The organism is Rhizobium sp. Leaf453, assembly GCF_001425605.1.
Taxonomy (GTDB): domain Bacteria; phylum Pseudomonadota; class Alphaproteobacteria; order Rhizobiales; family Rhizobiaceae; genus Pararhizobium.
This window is the reverse complement of record NZ_LMRG01000001.1, coordinates 817,547-837,223: the sequence shown is the minus strand read 5'-3', so window position 1 is coordinate 837,223 and position 19,677 is coordinate 817,547. Positions and strand designations below refer to the sequence as shown.

Here is a 19,677-nt window from a genome sequence, read left to right as displayed (position 1 = left end):
GCCATGATAGCGGCAAGGCATGGAAGCCTGGATCGCCATCACCATCACCGCCGCCTTCATGCAGAACCTGCGCTCGGCCTTGCAGAAGCATCTGCAGGGCTCGCTCGGGACGACCGGCGCGAGCTTCGTGCGCTTCGGCTTCGGCTTTCCGCTGGCCATCGCCTATGTGCTCGGCCTGCATTACATCGCCGACTATGCCTTTCCGGCGTTGAACGGCACTTTCGCCTTCTGGGCTGTGCTGGGTGGTCTCGCTCAAATCTTCGCGACGATCCTGCTGGTCTATCTATTTTCACTGCGCAATTTCGCCGTCGGCACGGCCTATTCCAAGACCGAGCCGGTGCAGGCGGCGATCTTCGGCCTGATCCTGCTCGGCGAACGGCTGACGCCGGGTGCGGTCGCGGCGATCATCGTTGGCGTGATCGGCGTGATGATGATCTCGGTGGCGCGCATGCCGCTTTCCTGGCGCAACCTCTTGGCGGCGCTGACGGGCAGGACGGCAATGATCGGCATCGCGTCCGGCGCGGTCTTCGGTATCTCCGCCGTCGCTTACCGTTCGGCCTCGCTGTCGCTCGACGGACCGAACCCGGTGATGCAGGCAGCCGTAACGCTTGCCTGCGTCACGACGTTCCAGACCGTCTTCATGCTGGTCTGGATGATCATCAAGGACAAGAGCGAGATCGGCCGAGTGGCACGCTCCTGGCGCTCCTCGGCGCTGGTCGGTTTCGCCGGCGTCACCGGATCGGCCTGCTGGTTCACGGCGATGACGCTGCAGCAGGTTGCCTATGTGCGCGCGCTTGGCCAGATCGAACTGGTCTTCACCTTCATGGCCTCGATCTTCCTGTTCCGCGAGCGCATCAACCGCATGGAGACGGCCGGGTGCCTGCTCATTGTCGCGGGTATTTTGCTGCTCTTGATGTGGAAATAGAACCTCCATCCGGTCTGGCGTCCGGCATACCGTTCATGGCATGAACGTCGGGCAGCATTTTCGGAGGAAAAGTGATGACCCAGATCGACAAGGCAAAGGCGTTCAAGGCACTGCATCGCAAGGGCGATCCGGTGGTGCTCTACAATATCTGGGATGCCGGTACGGCAAAGGTGGTCGCGGAATCCGGCGCCAAGGCGCTTGCGACGGGAAGTTGGTCGGTCGCGGCTGCCAATGGTTACGGCGACGGGCAGAAAATTCCGATGGGCCTGCTCATCGATGTCGCCCGCTCCATCGTCGTCGCGACGGATTTGCCGGTGTCGATCGATTTCGAAGGCGCCTATTCCGACAAGGCAGATGAAGCGGCGCGGAACGTAGCGCAGATCGTCGATATCGGTGCAGTCGGCATCAATTTTGAGGACCAGGTGGTCGGCGCCAGCGGATTGTACTCGATCGAGGCGCAGGCGGCGCGCATCAAGGCCATCAGGGCCATGGCGGACGAGAAGGGTATTCCCTTTTACATCAATGCCCGCACCGATCTGTTTCTGAAGGTTTCGGACGATGCCGACCATCCGCAGCTTGTGGACGAGGCGATCGAACGCGCGGCAGCCTATGCCGAGGCGGGAGCGGACGGTTTCTTCGTTCCCTGGCTGTCGAATCCGGATTTGATCAGTCAGATCTGCGACGCCGTTTCCCTGCCGGTCAATGTCATGATGCGACCGGGCATGGAGGTAAAAGCGATGGCTGGTCTGGGTGTCGCGCGCATCAGCTATGGACCGGGACCGTACCGTGCAATGATCGAATGGCTGAAGGGGCAGGCGGGCGCAGTTTACGGGGCCGGCTGAGGGCGTCGCAGGGTGACACGCCATCGCCACTTTCTGCCGTGAGGCCGGGCACGATCCCAACCTCCTTCACCCGCTCTCTCACCGCGCGGACGCGCGGTGGCTGGATGCCTGTGACGAGCACAGGCATGACGGAAATTTAAAGGGCCGTGAATAGCTTTTGCATCCCGTTCAGCGCCGTATGGTTTCAGTAAATGGGACTGGAATGGTGTTCCGATCAAGGAACGATCAGCGTTCCTGCACCATGCTCGGTGAAGATCTCAAGCAGCACCGAATGGGCAGTCTTGCCGTTAAGGATGACGACACCTTCGACGCCACGGGCGAGTGCTTCGATGCAGGTCTCGACCTTGGGGATCATGCCGCCCGAGATCGTGCCGTCCTTGATCAGGGCATGCGCCTCGGCGACGGACAGTTCCTTGATCAGTTCACCGTTCTTGTCGAGGACGCCCGGAACGTCCGTGAGGAACAGCAGGCGCGTGGCGTTCAGCGCGCCGGCAATGGCGCCTGCGAACGTGTCGGCATTGATGTTGTAGGTATGACCGTCGCGGCCGGGCGCCACGGGCGCGATGACGGGGATCATCTCGGAGCGGGCGAGCAGGTCGAGCAACGTGCGATCGACCTCGACGATCTCGCCGACGAAACCGAGATCGAGAACACGCTCGATATTGCTGTCGGGATCCTTGATGGTCTTCTTGGCCTTTTCGGCGAAGACCATGTTACCGTCCTTGCCGCAAAGGCCGATCGCCCATTCGCCGGTCTGGTTGATCAGGGCGACGATTTCCTTGTTGATCGAGCCGGCCAGAACCATCTCGACGATCTCGACCGTCTTTTCGTCGGTGACGCGCAGGCCGCCTTCGAATTTCGATTCGATGCCCATCTTGGTCAGCATCGCGCCAATCTGCGGGCCGCCGCCATGGACGACGATCGGGTTGACGCCGGACTGCTTGAGGAGGGCGATATCCGCTGCAAAAGCCTTGCCAAGCTCGGGATTGCCCATGGCATGGCCGCCATATTTGACGACGATCGTCTTGTTCTCGTAGCGCTGCATGTAGGGCAGCGCCTTTGCGAGAAGGTTGGCCTGGATTTCGCTTTCGGATGCGGACATGGAAGATACCTCTGAAATAGCCGGCTGCTGTTTAGCGCAAGTTTTCGGCGGAGGGAATGATCCGGTCGAAAGATAAAGGTGATGTGACAGCGTGCGAAGTGGTGCCGGGTTTATCTTGGTGGCCACCCTTTTTATCCCCGGAATTGTGCTCTATGGTCGCGCCGACGGACGAGGACCGGAAGCATTCATGGCCACAGACGACATCTCAAAGCTGATCGGCCGGGTCTCGCTCAAGGACCGGGCGGCGTTCTCGGAACTGTATCGGCTGACCAGCCCGAAACTTTTCGCCATCTGCGTTCGTATCCTGCGTGATAGAACAGAGGCGGAAGAAGCCTTGCAGGAAATCTACATCAAGATCTGGCAGCGGGCCGATCGGTACGCAAGCGGTGAGACGAATCCGATGTCCTGGCTGTCGGCGATCGCGCGCAACCATGCGATCGATCATCTTCGCGCGCGAAAGCCTGTGGCAAACACGATTGACGAAGCCTATGATCTGGCGGATTCTGCGCCCGATCCCGAAAGGACCGCCATCAACACGGCGGAAGGCCGCCGGATCGACAATTGCATGAACGAACTCGAAGCTGATCGCGCCGATGCGGTGCGCAAGGCCTATGTCGAGGGATTGAGCTACCAGGAGCTTGCCGAAATGTTCGGCACGCCCCTGAACACGATGCGGACATGGCTGCGCCGCAGCCTTTTGAAACTCAGAGAGTGCATGGAGCGATGACCACACAGAACCCCGAAAGCGGAGATTCCCGTCGCGACCAGGTCATCGCGGGCGAATATGTGCTGGGCGTTCTCTCCGCCGACGACCGGCGCAAGGTCGAGGCGCGCATGGTACTGGATCGTGCCTTCGCCGCCATGGTCGATCACTGGCAGAGCAATCTCACCTCGTTCGACGATACCTACGAGCCGATCGTGCCGCCGCCGAAGGTTCTGGCGACTGTCGAGCGCCGGTTGTTCGCCGAACAATCGACGGCTGCTGCCGTTTCCGCACCGACCGGATTCTGGAATTCACTGGCGGTCTGGCGCATGCTGACGCTCGCGTCCGTCGCGGCTCTTGTCACGGTCGCGACCTTTTCATCCGGAGTGCTCACGCCGCAAAACCAGACGAGGCCGCTGGTGGCGGAGCTTGCCGGCGAAGGTAGCGCGACGATCAATCTGCTGGCGCAGTACGATGCCGGCAGCGGTGCGTTGAAGGTAACGCCGGTCGCGGCCAAGCAGGCGGAAGCGAAGTCGCTGGAACTCTGGCTGATCGAAGGCGATAATCCCGCCAAGTCACTCGGCATCCTGCCGCAGACGGGCGAGGGCGAAATCGTGATTCCGCAGGAATTGCGCTCGAAATTCGGCGAGGGTGTCACGCTTGCCGTCAGCGTTGAGCCGTTTGGCGGCTCGCCAACGGGCAGCGCGACCGGGCCTGTAGTTGCTGTCGGCAAGACACGTCTGCCATAAGGTTTTAGCTCATTTCGTAAGTATTTACTTACTCAATGCTGCGCATCTTTTTGCGCGGCATTTTTCATCGTGAGCCGATAATCGAAATAATCTCAGATATTTGGGAAAATCGAAAATTTCCTGAAACTCTTTTTGAAAGCCTCCCGTTCCTTGTTCTGTCCTCTGCGCAGGGAACACGAATTCCAGAAAAACGGGAGAGCCCGCATCGCGGGACAAAGAGATCAACAGGAAGGAATAGACATGTTCAAGTCCATGCTGCGCACGGTCACCGTCGCTTCGATTCTGGCTGCCGGCACGATTGCCGCCCATGCCGAAAATCCGATGGTCGGCGGCGCGCCGATGTACGACAATAAGACCATCGTCGAAAACGCCGTCAACTCGAAGGATCACACGACGCTGGTCGCCGCCGTCAAGGCTGCCGGCCTGGTCGAAACGCTGTCGGGCGCCGGCCCGTTCACCGTCTTCGCGCCGACCAACGATGCCTTCGCGGCTCTTCCCGCCGGCACGGTCGATACGTTGCTGAAGCCGGAAAACAAGGAAATGCTGACCAAGGTGCTGACCTGCCATGTGGTTGCGGCCAATGCCATGTCCGACGCCATTTCCAAGATGGTCGCCGACGATGGCGGCACGCATGATGTGAAGACGGTTGGCGGTTGCGTCCTCAAGGCCAAGGCCGATGGCGGCAAGATCACGCTGACCGACGAAACCGGCGGAGTCGCCAATGTCACGATCGCCGACGTCAAGCAGTCGAACGGTGTGATCCATGTGATCGACAAGGTGCTGCTGCCGAAGTCCTGATCGCCTGACCCTTGGGAGCCGGATGCCACTTGGCATTTTCGGCTCCGGGCCGGGGACTGATGGTCTCCGGCCTGAAGGCCACCGGATGTTACTCTCCGGTGGCCTTTTTCAGTGATTGCTCACGCGGGATTGATCGGCAATTGTTTTGTCGTCCGCGCAGGACAATATTAGCTTGGTGTCAACGAAGCGCCTTCGACGCTCACTGCACGGGAGATTACCATGACAAGCCGCCGCTTTTTTCTCATCTCCGGCACCGCGTTGGTTACGGCGGCGATGTTTCGCGGTTTCACATCGACATCCTTCGCGGAGGAGGCATTCGAAGTGACGAAGACGGACGCGGAATGGAAGGCGATGCTGACGGAGGAGCAGTACCAGATCCTGCGCCACGAGGACACCGAGCGTCCCTTTACCAGCGCACTTAACACCGAGAAGCGGAAGGGAATCTTCCATTGCGCAGGCTGCGACCTGCCAGTCTACTCGTCCGACGCCAAATATGATAGCGGCACCGGCTGGCCGAGTTTCTGGGAATCGCTGCCGAACGCCGTCGGCAAGCGAGAGGATACGTCGTTTTTCATGGTACGGACGGAATGTCATTGCCGCCGCTGCGGCGGTCATTTCGGCCATATTTTCGACGATGGCCCTCAACCGACCGGTATGCGCCACTGCATCAACGGCATGGCGATGACGTTCAAGCCTGCCACCGCTGCCTGAAGCGGCTGACCCTTCAGTCGATTTTGGCTGTAGCAGGTACGGTGAGCGGGGCGGATGGCATGAGCGTCTTGCTCACGCCATGCACAGCCAGCGAAACCACGCTCGCCGCCATGAAGACGAGATTGGTGTTACCGGTGGGCAGCCATACGGCCAGGACCAGGCAAAAGGCCGCGAAAGCGAACCGCCCCAGCACCATGCCGCGCAGCATCGAGATGACGAATTCCGGTCCTGACGCCCGGTGAGACGATGCCGACAGGACGATGCCAAGCAGCGGGAAGACGGCCAGAAGCCCGCTCCAGCGCGGTCCCGCCACCGAAGCGAGCGATGTGACAGCAAGTGTCAGGATCGCACCGGCCAGCATGCGGGTCGCGATGTCGCTGCGACGGAGTGCCTTGCCGATCGCGGCAAAACGGCTGCGCGGCAGGAACATCTGCGAAAAGAGCGTCGCTCCCAGCCCGCAGAGGAGGGCGATGGGGGTCGATACCGGCAGCATGGAAAGCCCCAGCGCAACGAAGCCCCAGACGATGAGAGCCACCGTGACCGAGACGACCCAACCATGGAAACGGCAGGTCCAGCCATAGGCGAAATTGAAGGCTTCCGAGCCAGCGATCGCCGACATCGAAAGGGTCGCTGCGATGCTGCCGAAATGCGGTCCCTGTTCCAGGGTGAGGAGATAGAGGATCGGACCCGCCACCACCGGCAGCGCTGAAAGCCATCCCGCAATCGAAGGTCCCCATCTCTTGCCCGCCAGCGAGACGGCAAGGAGGACGGCAGGAACGAGGGTGAGTTTCAGGAAGAGCATGAGGGGACTGTCGCCGGAAGGGTTCTACCCCTTACCGGTCGCACGGATGGCGATCAAGTGCCGCCCCTCCAGATCTCGTCGTGTCAGAACGTGCCTGGTGTCGGTGACTCCGGCTGGGTACCGGACAAGGCTTCCTGCAGCTTGGTTTCCTGTTCCGGCGACAGCGAAGTTTTCAGCACCTTGCCCCGCAGGCCCGAAAATTCCGCCAGAACCTTTTCCGGCTGGACCTTGCGCACGAGGATGAACAGGGCCGAGGAATTGTTGGGAATGGTCTGGCCGAGCGACTTGATGAACTCGTCATCGATGCCGTAGTCGGCGAGCGAACCGGACAGGGCACCAGTGCCCGCGCCGATCGCACCGCCGATGGCGAAGCCCGCCAGCGGATTGAGGAACAGAAGGCCGACCAGCCCGCCCCAGATCGAGCCGCTGAGCAGGCCGGAGGTGGCGCCGATGGCTGTCAGGTTCAGGCTCTGCTTGAGCTGCACCTTGCCGCTCTCGTCGCGGATGACGACGACGGCATCTTCCAGGTCGATCAGATATTCCTTTTTCAGCGCCCCCAGCTTCAGAAGGACCTTGTCGGCTTCCTCGACTGTATCAAAACCCACGACAATCAGATCGGACATGGTGGTGTCTCCTTGAAGATGCGACAGATCGAAGGTCGCCGAAGGGCCACCCCGTGCATGTAGATAGAGCACATTTCATGTCAGAGTAGTATGACAGGCAACGTCAGGACGAAATGGCGACCTTGATCGCGTCGCGCAGTTCTTCAATGCCGAGACCTTTTTCGGACGAGGTCGACAGCACTTCCGGAAAGGCGGCGGGCCGCTTGCGGATTTTCTCCAGCGTCTCGGCGATCAGCTTCGGGACGGCGGGTTCCTTGATCTTGTCGGTCTTGGTCAGGACGATCTGGTAGGACACCGCGGCCTTGTCGAGTAGGTCCAGCACCTCATCGTCGTTCTTCTTGATGCCGTGGCGGCTATCGATCAGCACGTAGACACGCTTCAGGGTCGAGCGGCCGCGCAGATAGTCGAAGACCAGCTTGGTCCAGGCATCGACATGTTCCTTCGGGGCCTGGGCATAGCCGTAGCCGGGCATATCGACGAGTGCCATCGGCGGCATGTCGCCGGCGTCGCCGGAATAGCCGTCCGGCACGAAGTAATTGAGTTCCTGGGTACGCCCCGGCGTGTTGGACGTGCGGGCAAGGCCCTTCTGGCCGACAAGCCCGTTGATCAGCGACGACTTGCCGACATTGGAGCGGCCGGCGAAGGCGATCTCCTGCGGCCCTTCCGGAGGCAGGAATTTCATCGAGGGCACGCCGCGAATGAAAATCCATGGCCGCCCAAAAAGGGGCTTGTCGTCCTGCGGCTTGGCGTCTGTCATGGCGGTCCCGTCCTTCGTTTGTCAGAGGACTTCGGGGTTTTGCGCCGTCCTGTCAAGGAAACTTGCGATGATCACGCATTTCCTCAGCGGACCGCGCGCCGCTGCCGCCACAATTCGACGCTGAGATAGGAGAGAAGCGCGACCAGCACGACCGTGCCGCCGATGACGGTATTGGCGCTCGGGACCTCACCATGGATCAGCGCCACCCAGAGCGGACCGAGCACCGTCTCGGCCGTACCGAGAAGGGCGGCGAGTGCCGAGGGAATCAGCCGGGCACCGGTGACGAACAGGGCCAGGCCGAGGCCGAAATTGAGGGCACCGAAGGTCACGAGGATGCCGAGTTCCGGCAGCGTCACGGCAAAGCCGGATGCCATGATGGCGGCAAGCGTACCGGCGACGATGGTGCCGAAACAGGTGGCCGGCGTCATGCGGACATGGGCGTAACGGCGGGTGATGATGGTCGCCAGCGCGAAGACGAAGGCGATGAGGATGGCCAGCGCATCACCGATCCACGATCCGCCGCCGCTGAGCGAATCCGAGACCATGATCGCCACCCCGCCGATGACCGCCGCGATCGCAATCCAGGTGAGCATGGAAATACGCTCGCGAAACACCAGCCAGCTGATCAGCGCCGCGATAAGCGGCACGCCGGCCTGAATGAGGACCACATTGGCAACAGTCGTATAGGCGAGCGCGAGAATGAACGAGGTCGAGGCCGTGGCGAAGCAGAGGCCAACGGCGATGCCGGGAAGGCCCATGCTGCGAAACAGCCGGACCGTGCCACGCGGCCCGTCACGCAGCAGCATGAAGCCGATCAGGAACAGGGCGGCAAACAGCGAGCGCCAGAAGACCACAGTCCAGCTGTCGCTGATGTCGAGGAACCGCGCCAGCGTGCCGCCGAAGCTCCAGGCGATCGCCGAGCCGAGCACGAGCATGATGCCCTGCGGAGAACTCTGTTGACCCATGCTGGGGGCTTGCGGCATGGCGGCGGGTTGCGACATGGCGGATATCCGGTTTCGGTCAGGGCAATGTAGGGACGATTCTCGACGCGGGCGCCGGGATTCGCGACAAACGTCTGTCGCAAATTTCTCGCGCTTTAGCTTAGCTGCGCCGTTTCGGGAAGATGTTTCTATGCACCCACGATTGCTTCCAGGAGCAGCGTTCGCAATCGTACCACCGCCGGGCTCTTGTCGTCGGTACCGCCATGTAGGGCGAGTTCGATGGTGCCGAGGGCCGGCAAGCCGCAGGCAAGGGGATCGAGGATGCGCAGATGCGACGGAATGCCCTCCGGCGTCCGCAGCGTCACGCCGAGACCGGCCGTCACCGCAGCCCAGAGACCGGCGAGGCTGGGACTGGCGAAGGCGTGCCGCCAGGCGATCTTGTCCCGTTCAAGCGCTTCGACACCGGCAGAGCGGAAGGCACATGGATTGTCGAAGGCGATGAGCGGTAGCGGTTCGCTCTCGTCGCGCCGAAAACCTTCAGAGCCGATCCAGACGACGGGACGCCGGGCAACGATCTTCGCCTGCGGATTTCCCATAGCTCCCCATGTCAGCGCAAGATCGAGATCACCCCGCGTTACCGCCTCAGTCAGTGCAGAGCCGCGATCGACGCGTGCCTCGACGCGGACTTTCGGATGGGTCTTCGCAAAGCGCCCGAGCAGACCCGGAAACCAGGTCTCGGCGAAATCCTGTGGCAGACCGATGCGCACCCAGCCCTGCAATTCCTTCAGGCCGGACAGGGCGGCATGGGCTTCGTCATTGAGGTCGAGAATGCGGCGTGCATAGCCGATCAGGAGTTCGCCGGCCTCGGTCAGCGCCAGTCCGCGCCCCTGCTTCTGAAACAGTGTCTGGCCGGTCTGCTCCTCCAGCTTTCGCAGTTGCAGACTGATCGCCGAGGGCGAGCGGCCGAGCCGGTCGGCAGCCTTGGCGAAGCTGCCGAGATCGACGCCCGTGACAAAGGTGCGCAACACGTCCATGTCGATATTGACCACGGAAACCATTCTGTTTTTCAAAACATTCAGTTTTAAAGATCCAATTTTTCAAAATAAATGTGCGGCAGTATTCTGATCTCGTCAACAGGCAGAAGAAAGGAATTCAGTCATGCCCTTCGTTCACATCAAGGTCGCCGGCGCCACCGTCGGAGCTGAGGAAATCCGGCAATTGCAGCGGCAGGCGACAGGCTTCATGGTCGATATCATGCGCAAGCGGCCGGAAGTGACGGCAGTCCTCGTCGATGTCGCCGAGCCCGGACACTGGTCGGTCGGCGGGGAGACTGTGCCGGTCGCCGCCAATCTCGACGTCAAGGTAACGCGCGGCACCAACACGCACGAGGAAAAGGCCCAGTTCGTCGCCGCCGTGGCCGACATGTTCAGGCGCATCCTCGGGCCGGACCTGCCGATCGCGACTTATGTTGTCGTTGACGAGGTCGAGGCGGATGCCTGGGGCTATGACGGCGTGACGCAGGAAGAGCGGCGTCTGTTGCGCGCTCAGGCTGCAGCCGTATCCCGAGCCGCCTGAACCTTACACCTGAAACGACAAAGGCCCCGGAGACGATCCGGGGCCTTGTGCTTTTGCGTACCTGTCCGGCTATTTCGCCGGTTTGGGTTTTCTGGAGAACAATCCCTTGAGATTGTCGAACAGTTCGATCTTGGCGCCATGGCGCTTCATGATGAAGGCCTGCTGCATGATCGACAGCGTGTTGTTCCAGGCCCAGTAGATGACGAGGCCGGCCGGGAAGCTTGCCAGCATGAACGTGAAGACCAGCGGCATCCAGGTGAACAGCATTGCCTGTGTCGGATCCGGCGGGGTCGGGTTCATGCGCATCTGGAGGAACATGGTGATGCCCATGACCAGCGGCCAGACGCCGATCATCAGCGCATGCGGAACAGCGAACGGCAGAAGGCCGAACAGGTTGAACAGCGAGGTCGGATCCGGCGCGGATAGATCCTGGATCCAGCCAAAGAACGGTGCGTGACGCATTTCGATGGTGACATAGATCACCTTGTAGAGGGCGAAGAACACTGGAATCTGGAAGAGGATCGGCCAGCAGCCGGCGATCGGATTGATCTTCTCTTCCTTGTAGAGCGCCATCATGCCCTGCTGCAGTGCCATGCGGTCGTCGCCGTGCTTCTTCTTCAGTTCTTCCATCTTCGGCTGAACCTTCTTCATGTTCGCCATCGAAGCGTACTGCTTGGAAGCGAGCGGGAAGAAGAGGCCCTTGACGACGATGGTGGTCGCGAGAATGGCGATACCGAAATTGCCGAAGTAGCGGAAGAAGAAGTCCATCAGTTTGAACATCGGCTTGGTGATGAAGTAGAACCAGCCCCAGTCGATCAGCAGGTCGAACTGCGGAATGGAGTAGGACTTCTCATAACCATCGACCAGCGGCACCTGCTTGGCGCCGGCGAAAACAAGGGTTTTCAGGTCGACCGACTGGCCGGGCGCGATTGTCACTGCATCCTGCTTGTAATCCGCCTGGAAACGCGGGCGGCCATCGGTGAAGTGCTCATACTTCGATTCGTAAGCCGTCGCCTGCGGCGGTACGATGGCAGCTGCCCAATACTTGTCGGTGATGCCGAGCCAACCGGACGTTGCCTTCTCGTGCTTGACCGGAACGTCGTTCTCCACCTTGCCATAGGCAATTTCATTGAGGCCATGCTCGCCGATCACACCGATGAAACCTTCGTGCAGAACGTAAACGCTCGGGGTTGTCGGCTTGTTGAAGCGCGTGACGCGACCATAGGCAGAGAGCGAAACCGGTGCTGCGGCGCCATTGGCGATCTTGTCGGTGATCTGGAACATGAAATGATCATCGATCGAGATCGTACGGTCGAAGATGATGCCCTTGTCGTTGGTGAAGGTCAGCACGACGGGGGTCGCTGTCGTCAGCTTGTCGCCGCTCTTGACGGACCATACGGTTGACGGTCCGGGAACAGCGCCGGTCTCGGCATTGCCGATATAGCCGATTTCGGTGAAGTAGCCGTCCTGCGTGTCGGAGGGGCTGAACAGCGTGATCAACGGGCTCTTGTCGTCAACGGTCTCGTGGTATTCCTTGAGCTTCAGGTCGTCGAAGCGCGCGCCTGTCAGGTTGATGGAGCCGGCAAGTGCTGCGGTGTCGATGGTGACACGCGCCGATTTTGCAACGGCCTGATCGCGGGTCTCGACAGCGCCCGGAACCGCTCCGTTCGCCGGCTGGGCGGTCGTCGCGGCATCATCCGTTGCCGGCTTGGCCGCCTGCATCTGGGCCTGCTGGGCTTCCGCGGCGATGCGGTCCTTCTCCAGCTTCGGGTTGACATAGAGAAATTGCCAGCCAATCAGAATGAGTACCGACAGGGCGATCGCCACGAAATAGTTGCGGTTATTTTGCATCATTCTTTCCTGGAGCGGCCAGCGGCCGTGAATGTTTTTGCTTGTTTTCGATGCGCTCGCCAAGGACCTTGCGGATCCGTTCGAAGGGAGCGTTCAAAACGTCGCGTCGGGCGACAATCACATAGTCATGTCCGGGCTTCATTGCAATTCCGGCGGAAAGCCGCACGGCTTCCTTCAGGCGCCGGCGCATCCGGTTGCGCTCGACAGCATTGCCGTGCTTCTTGGTGACGGTGAAGCCGACACGCGCAGCGGTGTCCGGTTCGCCGCGATCGAGAACTTCGAGAAGGACCAGCGGACCCTTCCGCTGCTCTCCCTTGCGCACAGCAAGAAACTGCGGCCGGCTTTTCAGCCGCCCGACAGTCGATTTATGCTTGGGTGATGTCATTCGCCCGCGCTCCTTGTTGGAGCAGGAGCATCCACCGCCCCGGAGGACAGTTGAAGGATGCTCCGGCGCCGCGAGGTTGCGCGTATAGGTTTCGCGAGGTTAACTGCGCGAAGACGCGGCACGCGCCAGACGGCCTTAAGCCGACAGACGCTTGCGGCCACGTGCCCGGCGGGCAACGATAACCTTGCGGCCACCCTTGGTGGCGATACGTGCACGGAAGCCGTGACGGCGCTTGCGAACAAGCTTGGACGGTTGGTAGGTACGCTTCGTCATTTATTTTAATACCGCGGTGTGCGGCCCTTCTTAGGTTTGCTTCTTAGCAAGGGAGCGTTACGTTCCGGCCACGACTTCGCGCGAGGGCAAGGTTCCTTGTCCGGACGTGGGGCGGCTTATAAGTGCAAAGGCCCGCGAAAGTCAATTGCTGCCGTGGAAAAGCTGGATTTGGCGCGGTTCGGAGGTTTTTCCGGCACGAACATGGGCTCAATCCTGGCCGTGATAAGCCGTTTGGCGGCCTCGAAATTAGCAGATGTTAATGTGGAAGCATAAACAGAGTCCTAACAAGGATTCGCTAGATTTCGACAGGTCCTCGCAGAGCTTCGTTAACCATCGCTGACATAGTGTCGCCCGATATTGTACGAGCAAGTTGCCTGCCTTTCCCGCGGTCAGGCTGCTCAAAGGAGACACTAACCATGAAAATTCGAGGCAAGATTTATCTCATCGTCGCTGTCATGAGCATGATTGCTCTGGTGGTGACCGGCATCGCACTGACGGTCATTACCCAATACAACAACAAGCTCGCCCAGTTCGACAATGCCTCGGATCGTGCCTACAACGGCGAACACCTCAATCGCCTGGTGACCGCCGTCGTCATGGAAGCGCGCGGGATCTACGCGGCTCCGACCGTTGAAAAGTCCAAGGGTTTCGCCGAAGGTATTACGAAGAACCTCGGCAAGATCGATGCGCTGCTGACAGAGTGGCGTCCGCTCGTCCCGGTCGAACAGTTGCCGGCCTTCGACGCGGTGGTAAAGCGCGCGGCCGAATTCCGTACTTTCCGCACGGAGACGGCGCGCCTCAGCCAGGAAGTCTCGCCCCAGGCTGCCAACGAGCAGGGCAACAACGAACTCAATCGCGCCAACCGCAAGGCCTTCCAGGCCGAGATCGACGCCATCGTCGAAACCGACCGCGCCGCGCTCGATCAGATCCAGCAGGAAGTCAATTCGATCGAGCTGCAGATGATCTGGCTCGTTCTGCTGACCGCAGGTGTCGGCCTTGTCGTCGGGACCGGCGTTGCCGTCTATATCGGCACCAAGCTCAGCCAGCCGATCCTGCAGCTGACGGATACGATGAAACATCTGGCCGATGGCGATCTCGATGCCGACGTGCCGTTTGCCGGCCGCAAGGACGAAATCGGCGAAATGGCGGGTGCCGTCGAAGTCTTCAAGCGCAACGGCCTTGCCGTGCGCGAGTTGAACGCCCAGGAAAGCGGCCTGCGCCAGAAGAGCGCCGACCTGCAGTCGAGCATCGCTGTCGTCGTTTCCGCAGCCGTTGCCGGAGATTTCACCCAGCGCATCGAAAAGGATTACGACAACGCCGACCTCAACCGTTTTGCGGCCAGCGTCAACGAACTCGTGAGCAGCGTCAACAGCGGCATCAACGAGACGCGCCGCGTTATCGCCAGCCTCGCTGTCGGCGACCTGACGCAGAACATGTCCGGCAACTTCCAGGGCGCTTTCGCCGAGCTGCAGCAGAACGTCAACGACTCGCTGTCGACGCTGCAGAACACGATGCGCGAAGTCCGCACCACCACGGACTCGATCAACGGCAATTCGAGCGAACTGCGCTCGGCCGCCGACGACCTGTCGAAGCGGACGGAGCAGCAGGCTGCCGCGCTTGAGGAAACCTCGGCCGCTCTCGAGCAAATCACGGTTGCCGTCCGCAACTCGACCGACCGTGCCCAGGAAGCGACCGTCATGGTCACCGAGGCCAAGCAGAGCGCGGCTCAGTCCGGCGAAGTCGTTCGAAACGCCGTCGATGCGATGGGCCGCATCGAACAGGCATCCAGCGAAATCGGCCAGATCACCAATGTCATCGACGAGATCGCCTTCCAGACCAACCTTCTGGCGCTGAATGCAGGCGTCGAAGCAGCGCGCGCCGGTGACGCCGGCAAGGGGTTTGCCGTCGTCGCGCAGGAAGTCCGTGAACTCGCCCAGCGTGCAGCAAGCGCCGCCAAGGACATCAAGAGCCTGATCGCCAAGTCCGGTTCCGAGGTCGCGACGGGCGTCAAGCTGGTGCAGGAAACCGGCCTCGTTCTCGGCGAGATCGAGACACGGGTCCTGAAGATCAACGACCATATCCACTCAATCGCGCTTGCGGCGCGCGAGCAGTCGACGGGCCTGAGCGAAGTCAGCACCGCCGTCAACCAGATGGACCAGGTGACCCAGCAGAACGCCGCCATGGTGGAAGAGGCCAACGCCGCGACCCACAAGCTGTCCGGCGAAACCGACAGCCTGGCGCGCCTGGTCTCGCACTTCAAGCTGGACGACGGGGCAGCGCCGCGCCGCGCCGCAGTTGCGCCGGTTCGCGAGACCACCCGTCCGGTTGCCTCGCCGGCCCGCAAGATCATGGGCACTGTTGCCCGTGCCTTCGGTGGCGGTGGAGCGGCAGCAAGCGCAGCCGTTTCCAAGGACAACTGGGAAGAATTCTGATCCCTGTTAAGGTAAGCAAATCCGAACAAAAGCCCGCGACGATCGAGGATCGTCGCGGGCTTTCACGTTTTTGTTCTTCGATCACGGCGACGTTTTTAATCGCGATCATTCGTTATTGGTTCGTGCAGATCTTTCCTTCTAATGATGCTCCTCACCGAACGAATGTGACGACCAGCGCATGAAACAGCAGGATATCGACAGGGAAGATCATGGGACCGCGGCCGGGGCGCAAGGCCTGCCGCCGGCGTCGCATTCCCTTGCCTTTCGCGTGACGCCGCTTCTTCTGCTGATCTCAGGCCTTGGCATCGCCTATGGGCTCGGCCTGCATAGATATGTCTCGCTCGACTGGCTCGTCGATCAGCGGCAAGTCCTGCATGATTTTGTTTCCGCCTATCCTCTTCGCGCAGCGGCGCTGTTTTTCGTCGTTTATATCGCTGTGGTCGCACTCTCCATTCCGGCCGCGTCGGTTCTGACGATCTTTGCCGGATTCCTGTTCGGGTGGCTCGCCGGCGGCCTCCTCGTTGTCGTGGCGGCGACGGTCGGGTCATGTCTGCTCTTCGCCGCGGCCCACACCGCGTTCGGGGATATCCTGAGACAGAGAGCCGGGCCGTTCCTCGGCCGTTTTGCCGAGGGTTTTTCGAAAAACGCCTTCAGCTATCTGCTGGTGTTGCGGCTCGCACCGATCTTTCCGTTTTTCGTCGTCAATATCGCGCCGGCCTTCTTCGCCGTCAGCCTGCGGACATTCGCGGCCGCCACATTGGTCGGCATCATCCCCGGAACCTTCGTTTATGCCTGGCTCGGCCGGGGTTGTGAGCGGATCATCGAAGATGCGGCGACCAGGGACAAGCCGCTGATGCTCTCCGATTTTCTCGTGCCGGAAATGACATTTTCCCTGATGGCGCTTGCCATCATTGCCGCGCTGCCGCTGATCGTGCAATTTGTACGGGAGAAAAAGCGATCGGCTGCCCATGGCGGAAGAAACTGACATCACGGCCAAGACTCTCACTCCCGACATTTGCGTGATCGGCGCTGGTTCTGCTGGCCTTTCGGTCGCGGCCGGCGCTGCTGCGTTCGGTGTGCCGGTGGTGCTGATCGAGCGCGACCGCATGGGCGGCGATTGCCTGAACCATGGCTGTGTTCCTTCCAAAGCGTTGATTGCGGCAGCAAAGCACGCGCATGCCGTTCGCCAGGCCGCCGCCTTCGGTGTTGGTGCGGGTGAACCGGTCATCGATTTCGAGAAGGTGCAGGCGCATGTCCAAGGCGTGATCGCCGCAATCGCGCCGAACGATTCGGTCGAGCGCTTCACCGCCCTGGGCGTGCAGGTCATCAAGGGCGAGGCGCGGTTTGTCGATGGCGATACGGTCGCCGTCGGTGATGTGACGATCCGAGCTCGCCGGTTCGTCATCGCGACCGGATCGAGCACCATCCTGCCGCCGATCCCCGGGCTCGCCGAAATCGACTACCTCACCAATGAAAGCCTGTTCGACCTGAAGCAACTGCCAGAGCACTTGCTGATCATCGGGGGCGGCCCGGTCGGGCTGGAAATGGCGCAGGCACACCGGCGGCTTGGGGCTGCAGTGACTGTTATTGACGTGCGTGACGCGCTTGCCGGAGACGATCCGGAACTGGTGCGCATTGTCATCGACAAGTTGCGCGACGAGGGCATTACCCTGTTTGAAAACACCCATGTGCTCGCGGCCGGCCAGACAGCGCATGGCATCTGGCTGCAATGCGAGAACGGCGAGGGCGCCCATATGGTTGAAGGCAGCGCCGTGCTGCTGGCCGCCGGACGTCGCGGCAACACCGTCGGTCTTGAGCTGCAGGCGGCCGGTATCCGTGAAACCGCGCGGGGGCTCGCCGTTGACACGAGGATGCGGACTGACAACCGGCGGGTTTATGCGATCGGTGACGTGGCGGGCGGACCGCAGTTCACCCATATGGCCAATTATCACGCGTCGCTGGTGCTGCGCGAAATCCTGTTTCGCCTACCGGTGCATGAAAACCGGGACATCTTGCCGCGCACACTTTTCACTGAACCGGAAATGGCATCCGTTGGGCTGACGGAGGAGGAGGCGCGCAGGCGTTATGACCATGTCAAGGTGCTGCGATGGCCGTATTCGGAAAATGACCGCGCCCAGGCCGAGCGCGCCACATCCGGCCTGATCAAGATCGTTGTCGGACGGCGCGGCAGGATTCTCGGGGTCGGCATCGTCGGTGCCGGTGCAGCCGAGATGATCAACATGTGGTCGATGGTGATTGCCAACGGCCAGCGACTGCGGCATATCCGCAATGTCATCGCGCCCTATCCGACGATGTCGGAGATTGGAAAGCGCGCCGTCATCGCCTATTATACGCCGATGACGCGAAAGCCGTTTGTCCGGGCGATCATCCGGTTTCTACGGCGTTTCGGGTAGGGCGACGGAACAGCGACATGGCAGCAGACACAACAGAAACCGCGGCAGCGCGTCCGGCTCCGATCCCCTCGTCTCCGGCGAAGGCCGGCTTCTTTCGTGGCCTGTCCGGCAAGCTGCTGCTGCTGACCGTCGTTTTCGTGATGCTGGCCGAAGTGCTGATCTTCGTGCCGTCGGTTGCCAATATGCGTATCCGTTGGCTGGAGGACAGGCTGAACACGGCCGCCGCTGCCGGCGTGGTTGTGGATGGCCTGCAGGGCGTGGAACTGCCGCGCCCGGTGCAGGAAGAAACCCTGATGGCGACCGGCACCAAGGCGATCGTACTCCGGCGCAAGGACGAATCGCGGCTGATCGCGGCCTTGGACATGCCGCCGGAGATCGATGCGCAATATGATGTCGCGGCGATGACGCCGCTCGTCGCTATTCGCGATGCCTTCGATACGCTGCTGTTCGGTGGCGACAAGATCGTGCGGATTTATGGTCCGGTTGGCGACAGTGCCGCCGTGATCGAGGTCGTCATGTCTGACAAGAGCCTGCGCAAGGCGATGCTGATCTATTCCCGCAACGTCTTCTTCCTGTCGATCGCCATTTCGTTGTTTACCGCCATGCTGATCTTCCTCGCCATCAACCGGCTGATGATCGTGCCGATCCGCAGGATGACCGGCAACATGCAGGAATTCTCTGCCGAACCTTCTGACCCCGGCCGTGTGCTTGAACCGGCGCCGGGGCGCGACGAACTGTCGATCGCCGGCCAGCACTTGGCCGCGATGCAGCAACAGTTGCAGAAGACCCTGAAACAGCAGAAGAATCTTGCCGATCTCGGCCTTGCCGTTTCCAAGATCAACCATGATATGCGCAATATCCTGTCCTCGGCGCAGTTGATCTCCGATCGCCTCGCCGATGTCGATGACCCCATCGTCAAGCGTTTTGCGCCGACACTCCTGCGCACCATCGACCGCGCGGTCGGCTACACGACCGAAGTCCTGTCCTATGGCCGTACCACCGAGCCAGAACCGCATCGCCGCTTCCTGCGCTTGCGGCCGCTGGTCAGCGACGTCGGCGACATGCTGGCGATCGACCCCAATGCAGGCATCGAGTTCCATGTGCAGATTCCCGACGACCTGCAGGTCGATGCCGACAGTGAACAGCTGTTCCGCGTCGTCCATAACATCTGTCGGAATGCGGTGCAGGCATTGATGAACGATGGCGGCGACGGATTGCCGCGTGTCGTCAGCGTCTCGGCCATGCGCACCGGCAGCGTCGTCAGTATCTCCGTCGATGACACAGGGCCCGGCATGGCGCCGAAGGCCCGCGAAAACCTGTTTGCCGCCTTCCGCGGCTCCGCGAGATCAGGCGGAACCGGCCTTGGCCTGGCGATCGCCCGCGAACTTGTCCTGGCCCATGGCGGCACGATCGCGCTCGTGGAGAAGGCCACGCCGGGCACGCTCTTTCGCATCGAGCTTCCCGACCGTCCCGTCCCGCTCGACGCGTTCCGCTCCAAGGCGCGCCACTGACATCAGCTCTGGAAGCAGGGCCGGTGTTGCAGAGAAGACTGAGTGTGGAAAGCTTTGTGAAAGGAATAATTATATAAAATCAATATGATAAATTGTAGTTCCGAACAAAACGGAATTTTTTTGCCCAAATGCGCTTGCAATCCCCGATGGGACGTTTTAGAGGATCGCCACGCAAGCGGTTCACCGCCGCAGCAACACGCACCCGTAGCTCAGCTGGATAGAGCACCAGACTACGAATCTGGGGGTCAGGAGTTCGAATCTCTTCGGGTGCGCCATTTTCTTT

The 19,677-nt window shown here is 61.0% G+C and carries 20 protein-coding genes and 1 tRNA gene; 12 read left to right on the top strand and 9 right to left on the bottom strand.

Translation table 11 applies throughout. The annotated features are described in order from the left end of the window. The first annotated feature begins 19 nt into the window (after positions 1-19). Complete coding sequence (locus tag ASG68_RS04040) at positions 20-925, top strand: DMT family transporter (RefSeq protein ID WP_062582931.1); 906 nt, start codon at positions 20-22, stop codon at positions 923-925. 74 nt (positions 926-999) lie between these two features. Next, complete coding sequence (locus ASG68_RS04035; protein WP_062582933.1) at positions 1,000-1,767, top strand: isocitrate lyase/PEP mutase family protein; 768 nt, start codon at positions 1,000-1,002, stop codon at positions 1,765-1,767. Positions 1,768-1,981: 214 nt separating this feature from the next. On the opposite strand, the gene argB is transcribed toward ASG68_RS04035, so the two are convergent. Next, complete coding sequence (gene argB, locus ASG68_RS04030) at positions 1,982-2,869, bottom strand: acetylglutamate kinase (protein ID WP_062582936.1); 888 nt, start codon at positions 2,867-2,869, stop codon at positions 1,982-1,984. A gap of 187 nt (positions 2,870-3,056) precedes the next feature. Here argB and ASG68_RS04025 point away from each other — a divergent pair, with 187 nt between their 5' ends. The 4 genes from ASG68_RS04025 (at position 3,057) to msrB (ending at position 5,830) form a co-directional block, all read left to right on the top strand. After that, positions 3,057-3,596 carry a sigma-70 family RNA polymerase sigma factor gene (locus tag ASG68_RS04025; protein WP_062582937.1) on the top strand — a complete coding sequence of 180 codons (540 nt, stop codon included), beginning with the start codon at positions 3,057-3,059 and terminating at the stop codon, positions 3,594-3,596. After that, complete coding sequence (locus tag ASG68_RS04020; RefSeq protein WP_062582938.1) at positions 3,593-4,321, top strand: anti-sigma factor domain-containing protein; 729 nt, start codon at positions 3,593-3,595, stop codon at positions 4,319-4,321. Before ASG68_RS04025 ends, ASG68_RS04020 begins: the two co-directional genes overlap by 4 nt. A gap of 240 nt (positions 4,322-4,561) precedes the next feature. Then, positions 4,562-5,119 (top strand): fasciclin domain-containing protein, encoded by a 558-nt coding sequence (locus tag ASG68_RS04015; RefSeq protein WP_062582939.1) that lies wholly within the window; start codon positions 4,562-4,564, stop codon positions 5,117-5,119. A gap of 219 nt (positions 5,120-5,338) precedes the next feature. Further along, positions 5,339-5,830, top strand: a complete 492-nt coding sequence (msrB, locus tag ASG68_RS04010) for a peptide-methionine (R)-S-oxide reductase MsrB (protein ID WP_062582941.1) — start codon at positions 5,339-5,341, stop codon at positions 5,828-5,830. 13 nt (positions 5,831-5,843) lie between these two features. On the opposite strand, the gene ASG68_RS04005 is transcribed toward msrB, so the two are convergent. From ASG68_RS04005 to ASG68_RS03985, 5 genes are all read right to left on the bottom strand, one after another. After that, positions 5,844-6,632 carry a hypothetical protein gene (locus ASG68_RS04005; protein ID WP_062582944.1) on the bottom strand — a complete coding sequence of 263 codons (789 nt, stop codon included), beginning with the start codon at positions 6,630-6,632 and terminating at the stop codon, positions 5,844-5,846. A gap of 83 nt (positions 6,633-6,715) precedes the next feature. Then, the gene (locus ASG68_RS04000; protein ID WP_062582945.1) at positions 6,716-7,255 is read right to left on the bottom strand and encodes a DUF1269 domain-containing protein; all 540 of its coding nucleotides are present in this window, start codon (positions 7,253-7,255) and stop codon (positions 6,716-6,718) included. 103 nt (positions 7,256-7,358) lie between these two features. After that, a complete protein-coding gene (gene yihA, locus ASG68_RS03995; RefSeq protein WP_062582947.1) occupies positions 7,359-8,012 on the bottom strand; it encodes a ribosome biogenesis GTP-binding protein YihA/YsxC in 654 nt (217 codons plus the stop codon). Positions 8,013-8,095: 83 nt separating this feature from the next. Then, positions 8,096-9,013, bottom strand: a complete 918-nt coding sequence (locus ASG68_RS03990) for a DMT family transporter (RefSeq protein ID WP_062582949.1) — start codon at positions 9,011-9,013, stop codon at positions 8,096-8,098. 128 nt (positions 9,014-9,141) lie between these two features. Further along, a complete protein-coding gene (locus ASG68_RS03985) occupies positions 9,142-10,011 on the bottom strand; it encodes a LysR substrate-binding domain-containing protein (protein WP_062582951.1) in 870 nt (289 codons plus the stop codon). Positions 10,012-10,111: 100 nt separating this feature from the next. On the opposite strand from ASG68_RS03985, the gene ASG68_RS03980 reads away from it, so the two are divergent. Further along, the gene (locus ASG68_RS03980) at positions 10,112-10,528 is read left to right on the top strand and encodes a tautomerase family protein (RefSeq protein WP_062582953.1); all 417 of its coding nucleotides are present in this window, start codon (positions 10,112-10,114) and stop codon (positions 10,526-10,528) included. A gap of 69 nt (positions 10,529-10,597) precedes the next feature. Here the strand turns inward: ASG68_RS03980 and yidC are convergent, their stop codons facing one another. The 3 genes from yidC to rpmH form a co-directional block, all read right to left on the bottom strand. Next, positions 10,598-12,379 carry a membrane protein insertase YidC gene (gene yidC / locus ASG68_RS03975; RefSeq protein WP_062582955.1) on the bottom strand — a complete coding sequence of 594 codons (1,782 nt, stop codon included), beginning with the start codon at positions 12,377-12,379 and terminating at the stop codon, positions 10,598-10,600. Beyond that, positions 12,369-12,764: a ribonuclease P protein component gene (gene rnpA, locus ASG68_RS03970; protein ID WP_062582957.1), complete on the bottom strand. Its 396-nt coding sequence runs from the start codon at positions 12,762-12,764 to the stop codon at positions 12,369-12,371. The genes yidC and rnpA overlap by 11 nt, the downstream gene beginning before the upstream one ends. 135 nt (positions 12,765-12,899) lie before the next feature. Beyond that, complete coding sequence (rpmH, locus tag ASG68_RS03965; protein WP_037104763.1) at positions 12,900-13,037, bottom strand: 50S ribosomal protein L34; 138 nt, start codon at positions 13,035-13,037, stop codon at positions 12,900-12,902. A 416-nt stretch (positions 13,038-13,453) separates the two neighbouring features. On the opposite strand from rpmH, the gene ASG68_RS03960 reads away from it, so the two are divergent. The 5 genes from ASG68_RS03960 to ASG68_RS03940 all read left to right on the top strand — a co-directional run bounded on the left by ASG68_RS03960 (position 13,454) and on the right by ASG68_RS03940 (position 19,669). Next, positions 13,454-15,469, top strand: coding sequence for a methyl-accepting chemotaxis protein (locus tag ASG68_RS03960; RefSeq protein WP_062582958.1), 2,016 nt, complete (start codon positions 13,454-13,456; stop codon positions 15,467-15,469). A gap of 178 nt (positions 15,470-15,647) precedes the next feature. Continuing rightward, a complete protein-coding gene (locus ASG68_RS03955; protein ID WP_082478469.1) occupies positions 15,648-16,454 on the top strand; it encodes a TVP38/TMEM64 family protein in 807 nt (268 codons plus the stop codon). Beyond that, the gene (locus ASG68_RS03950; RefSeq protein ID WP_062582960.1) at positions 16,438-17,883 is read left to right on the top strand and encodes a dihydrolipoyl dehydrogenase family protein; all 1,446 of its coding nucleotides are present in this window, start codon (positions 16,438-16,440) and stop codon (positions 17,881-17,883) included. The genes ASG68_RS03955 and ASG68_RS03950 overlap by 17 nt, the downstream gene beginning before the upstream one ends. 17 nt (positions 17,884-17,900) lie before the next feature. Then, positions 17,901-19,394, top strand: a complete 1,494-nt coding sequence (locus ASG68_RS03945; protein WP_062582963.1) for a sensor histidine kinase — start codon at positions 17,901-17,903, stop codon at positions 19,392-19,394. A gap of 198 nt (positions 19,395-19,592) precedes the next feature. Next, positions 19,593-19,669, top strand: a tRNA-Arg gene (locus ASG68_RS03940). Positions 19,670-19,677: the final 8 nt, after the last annotated feature.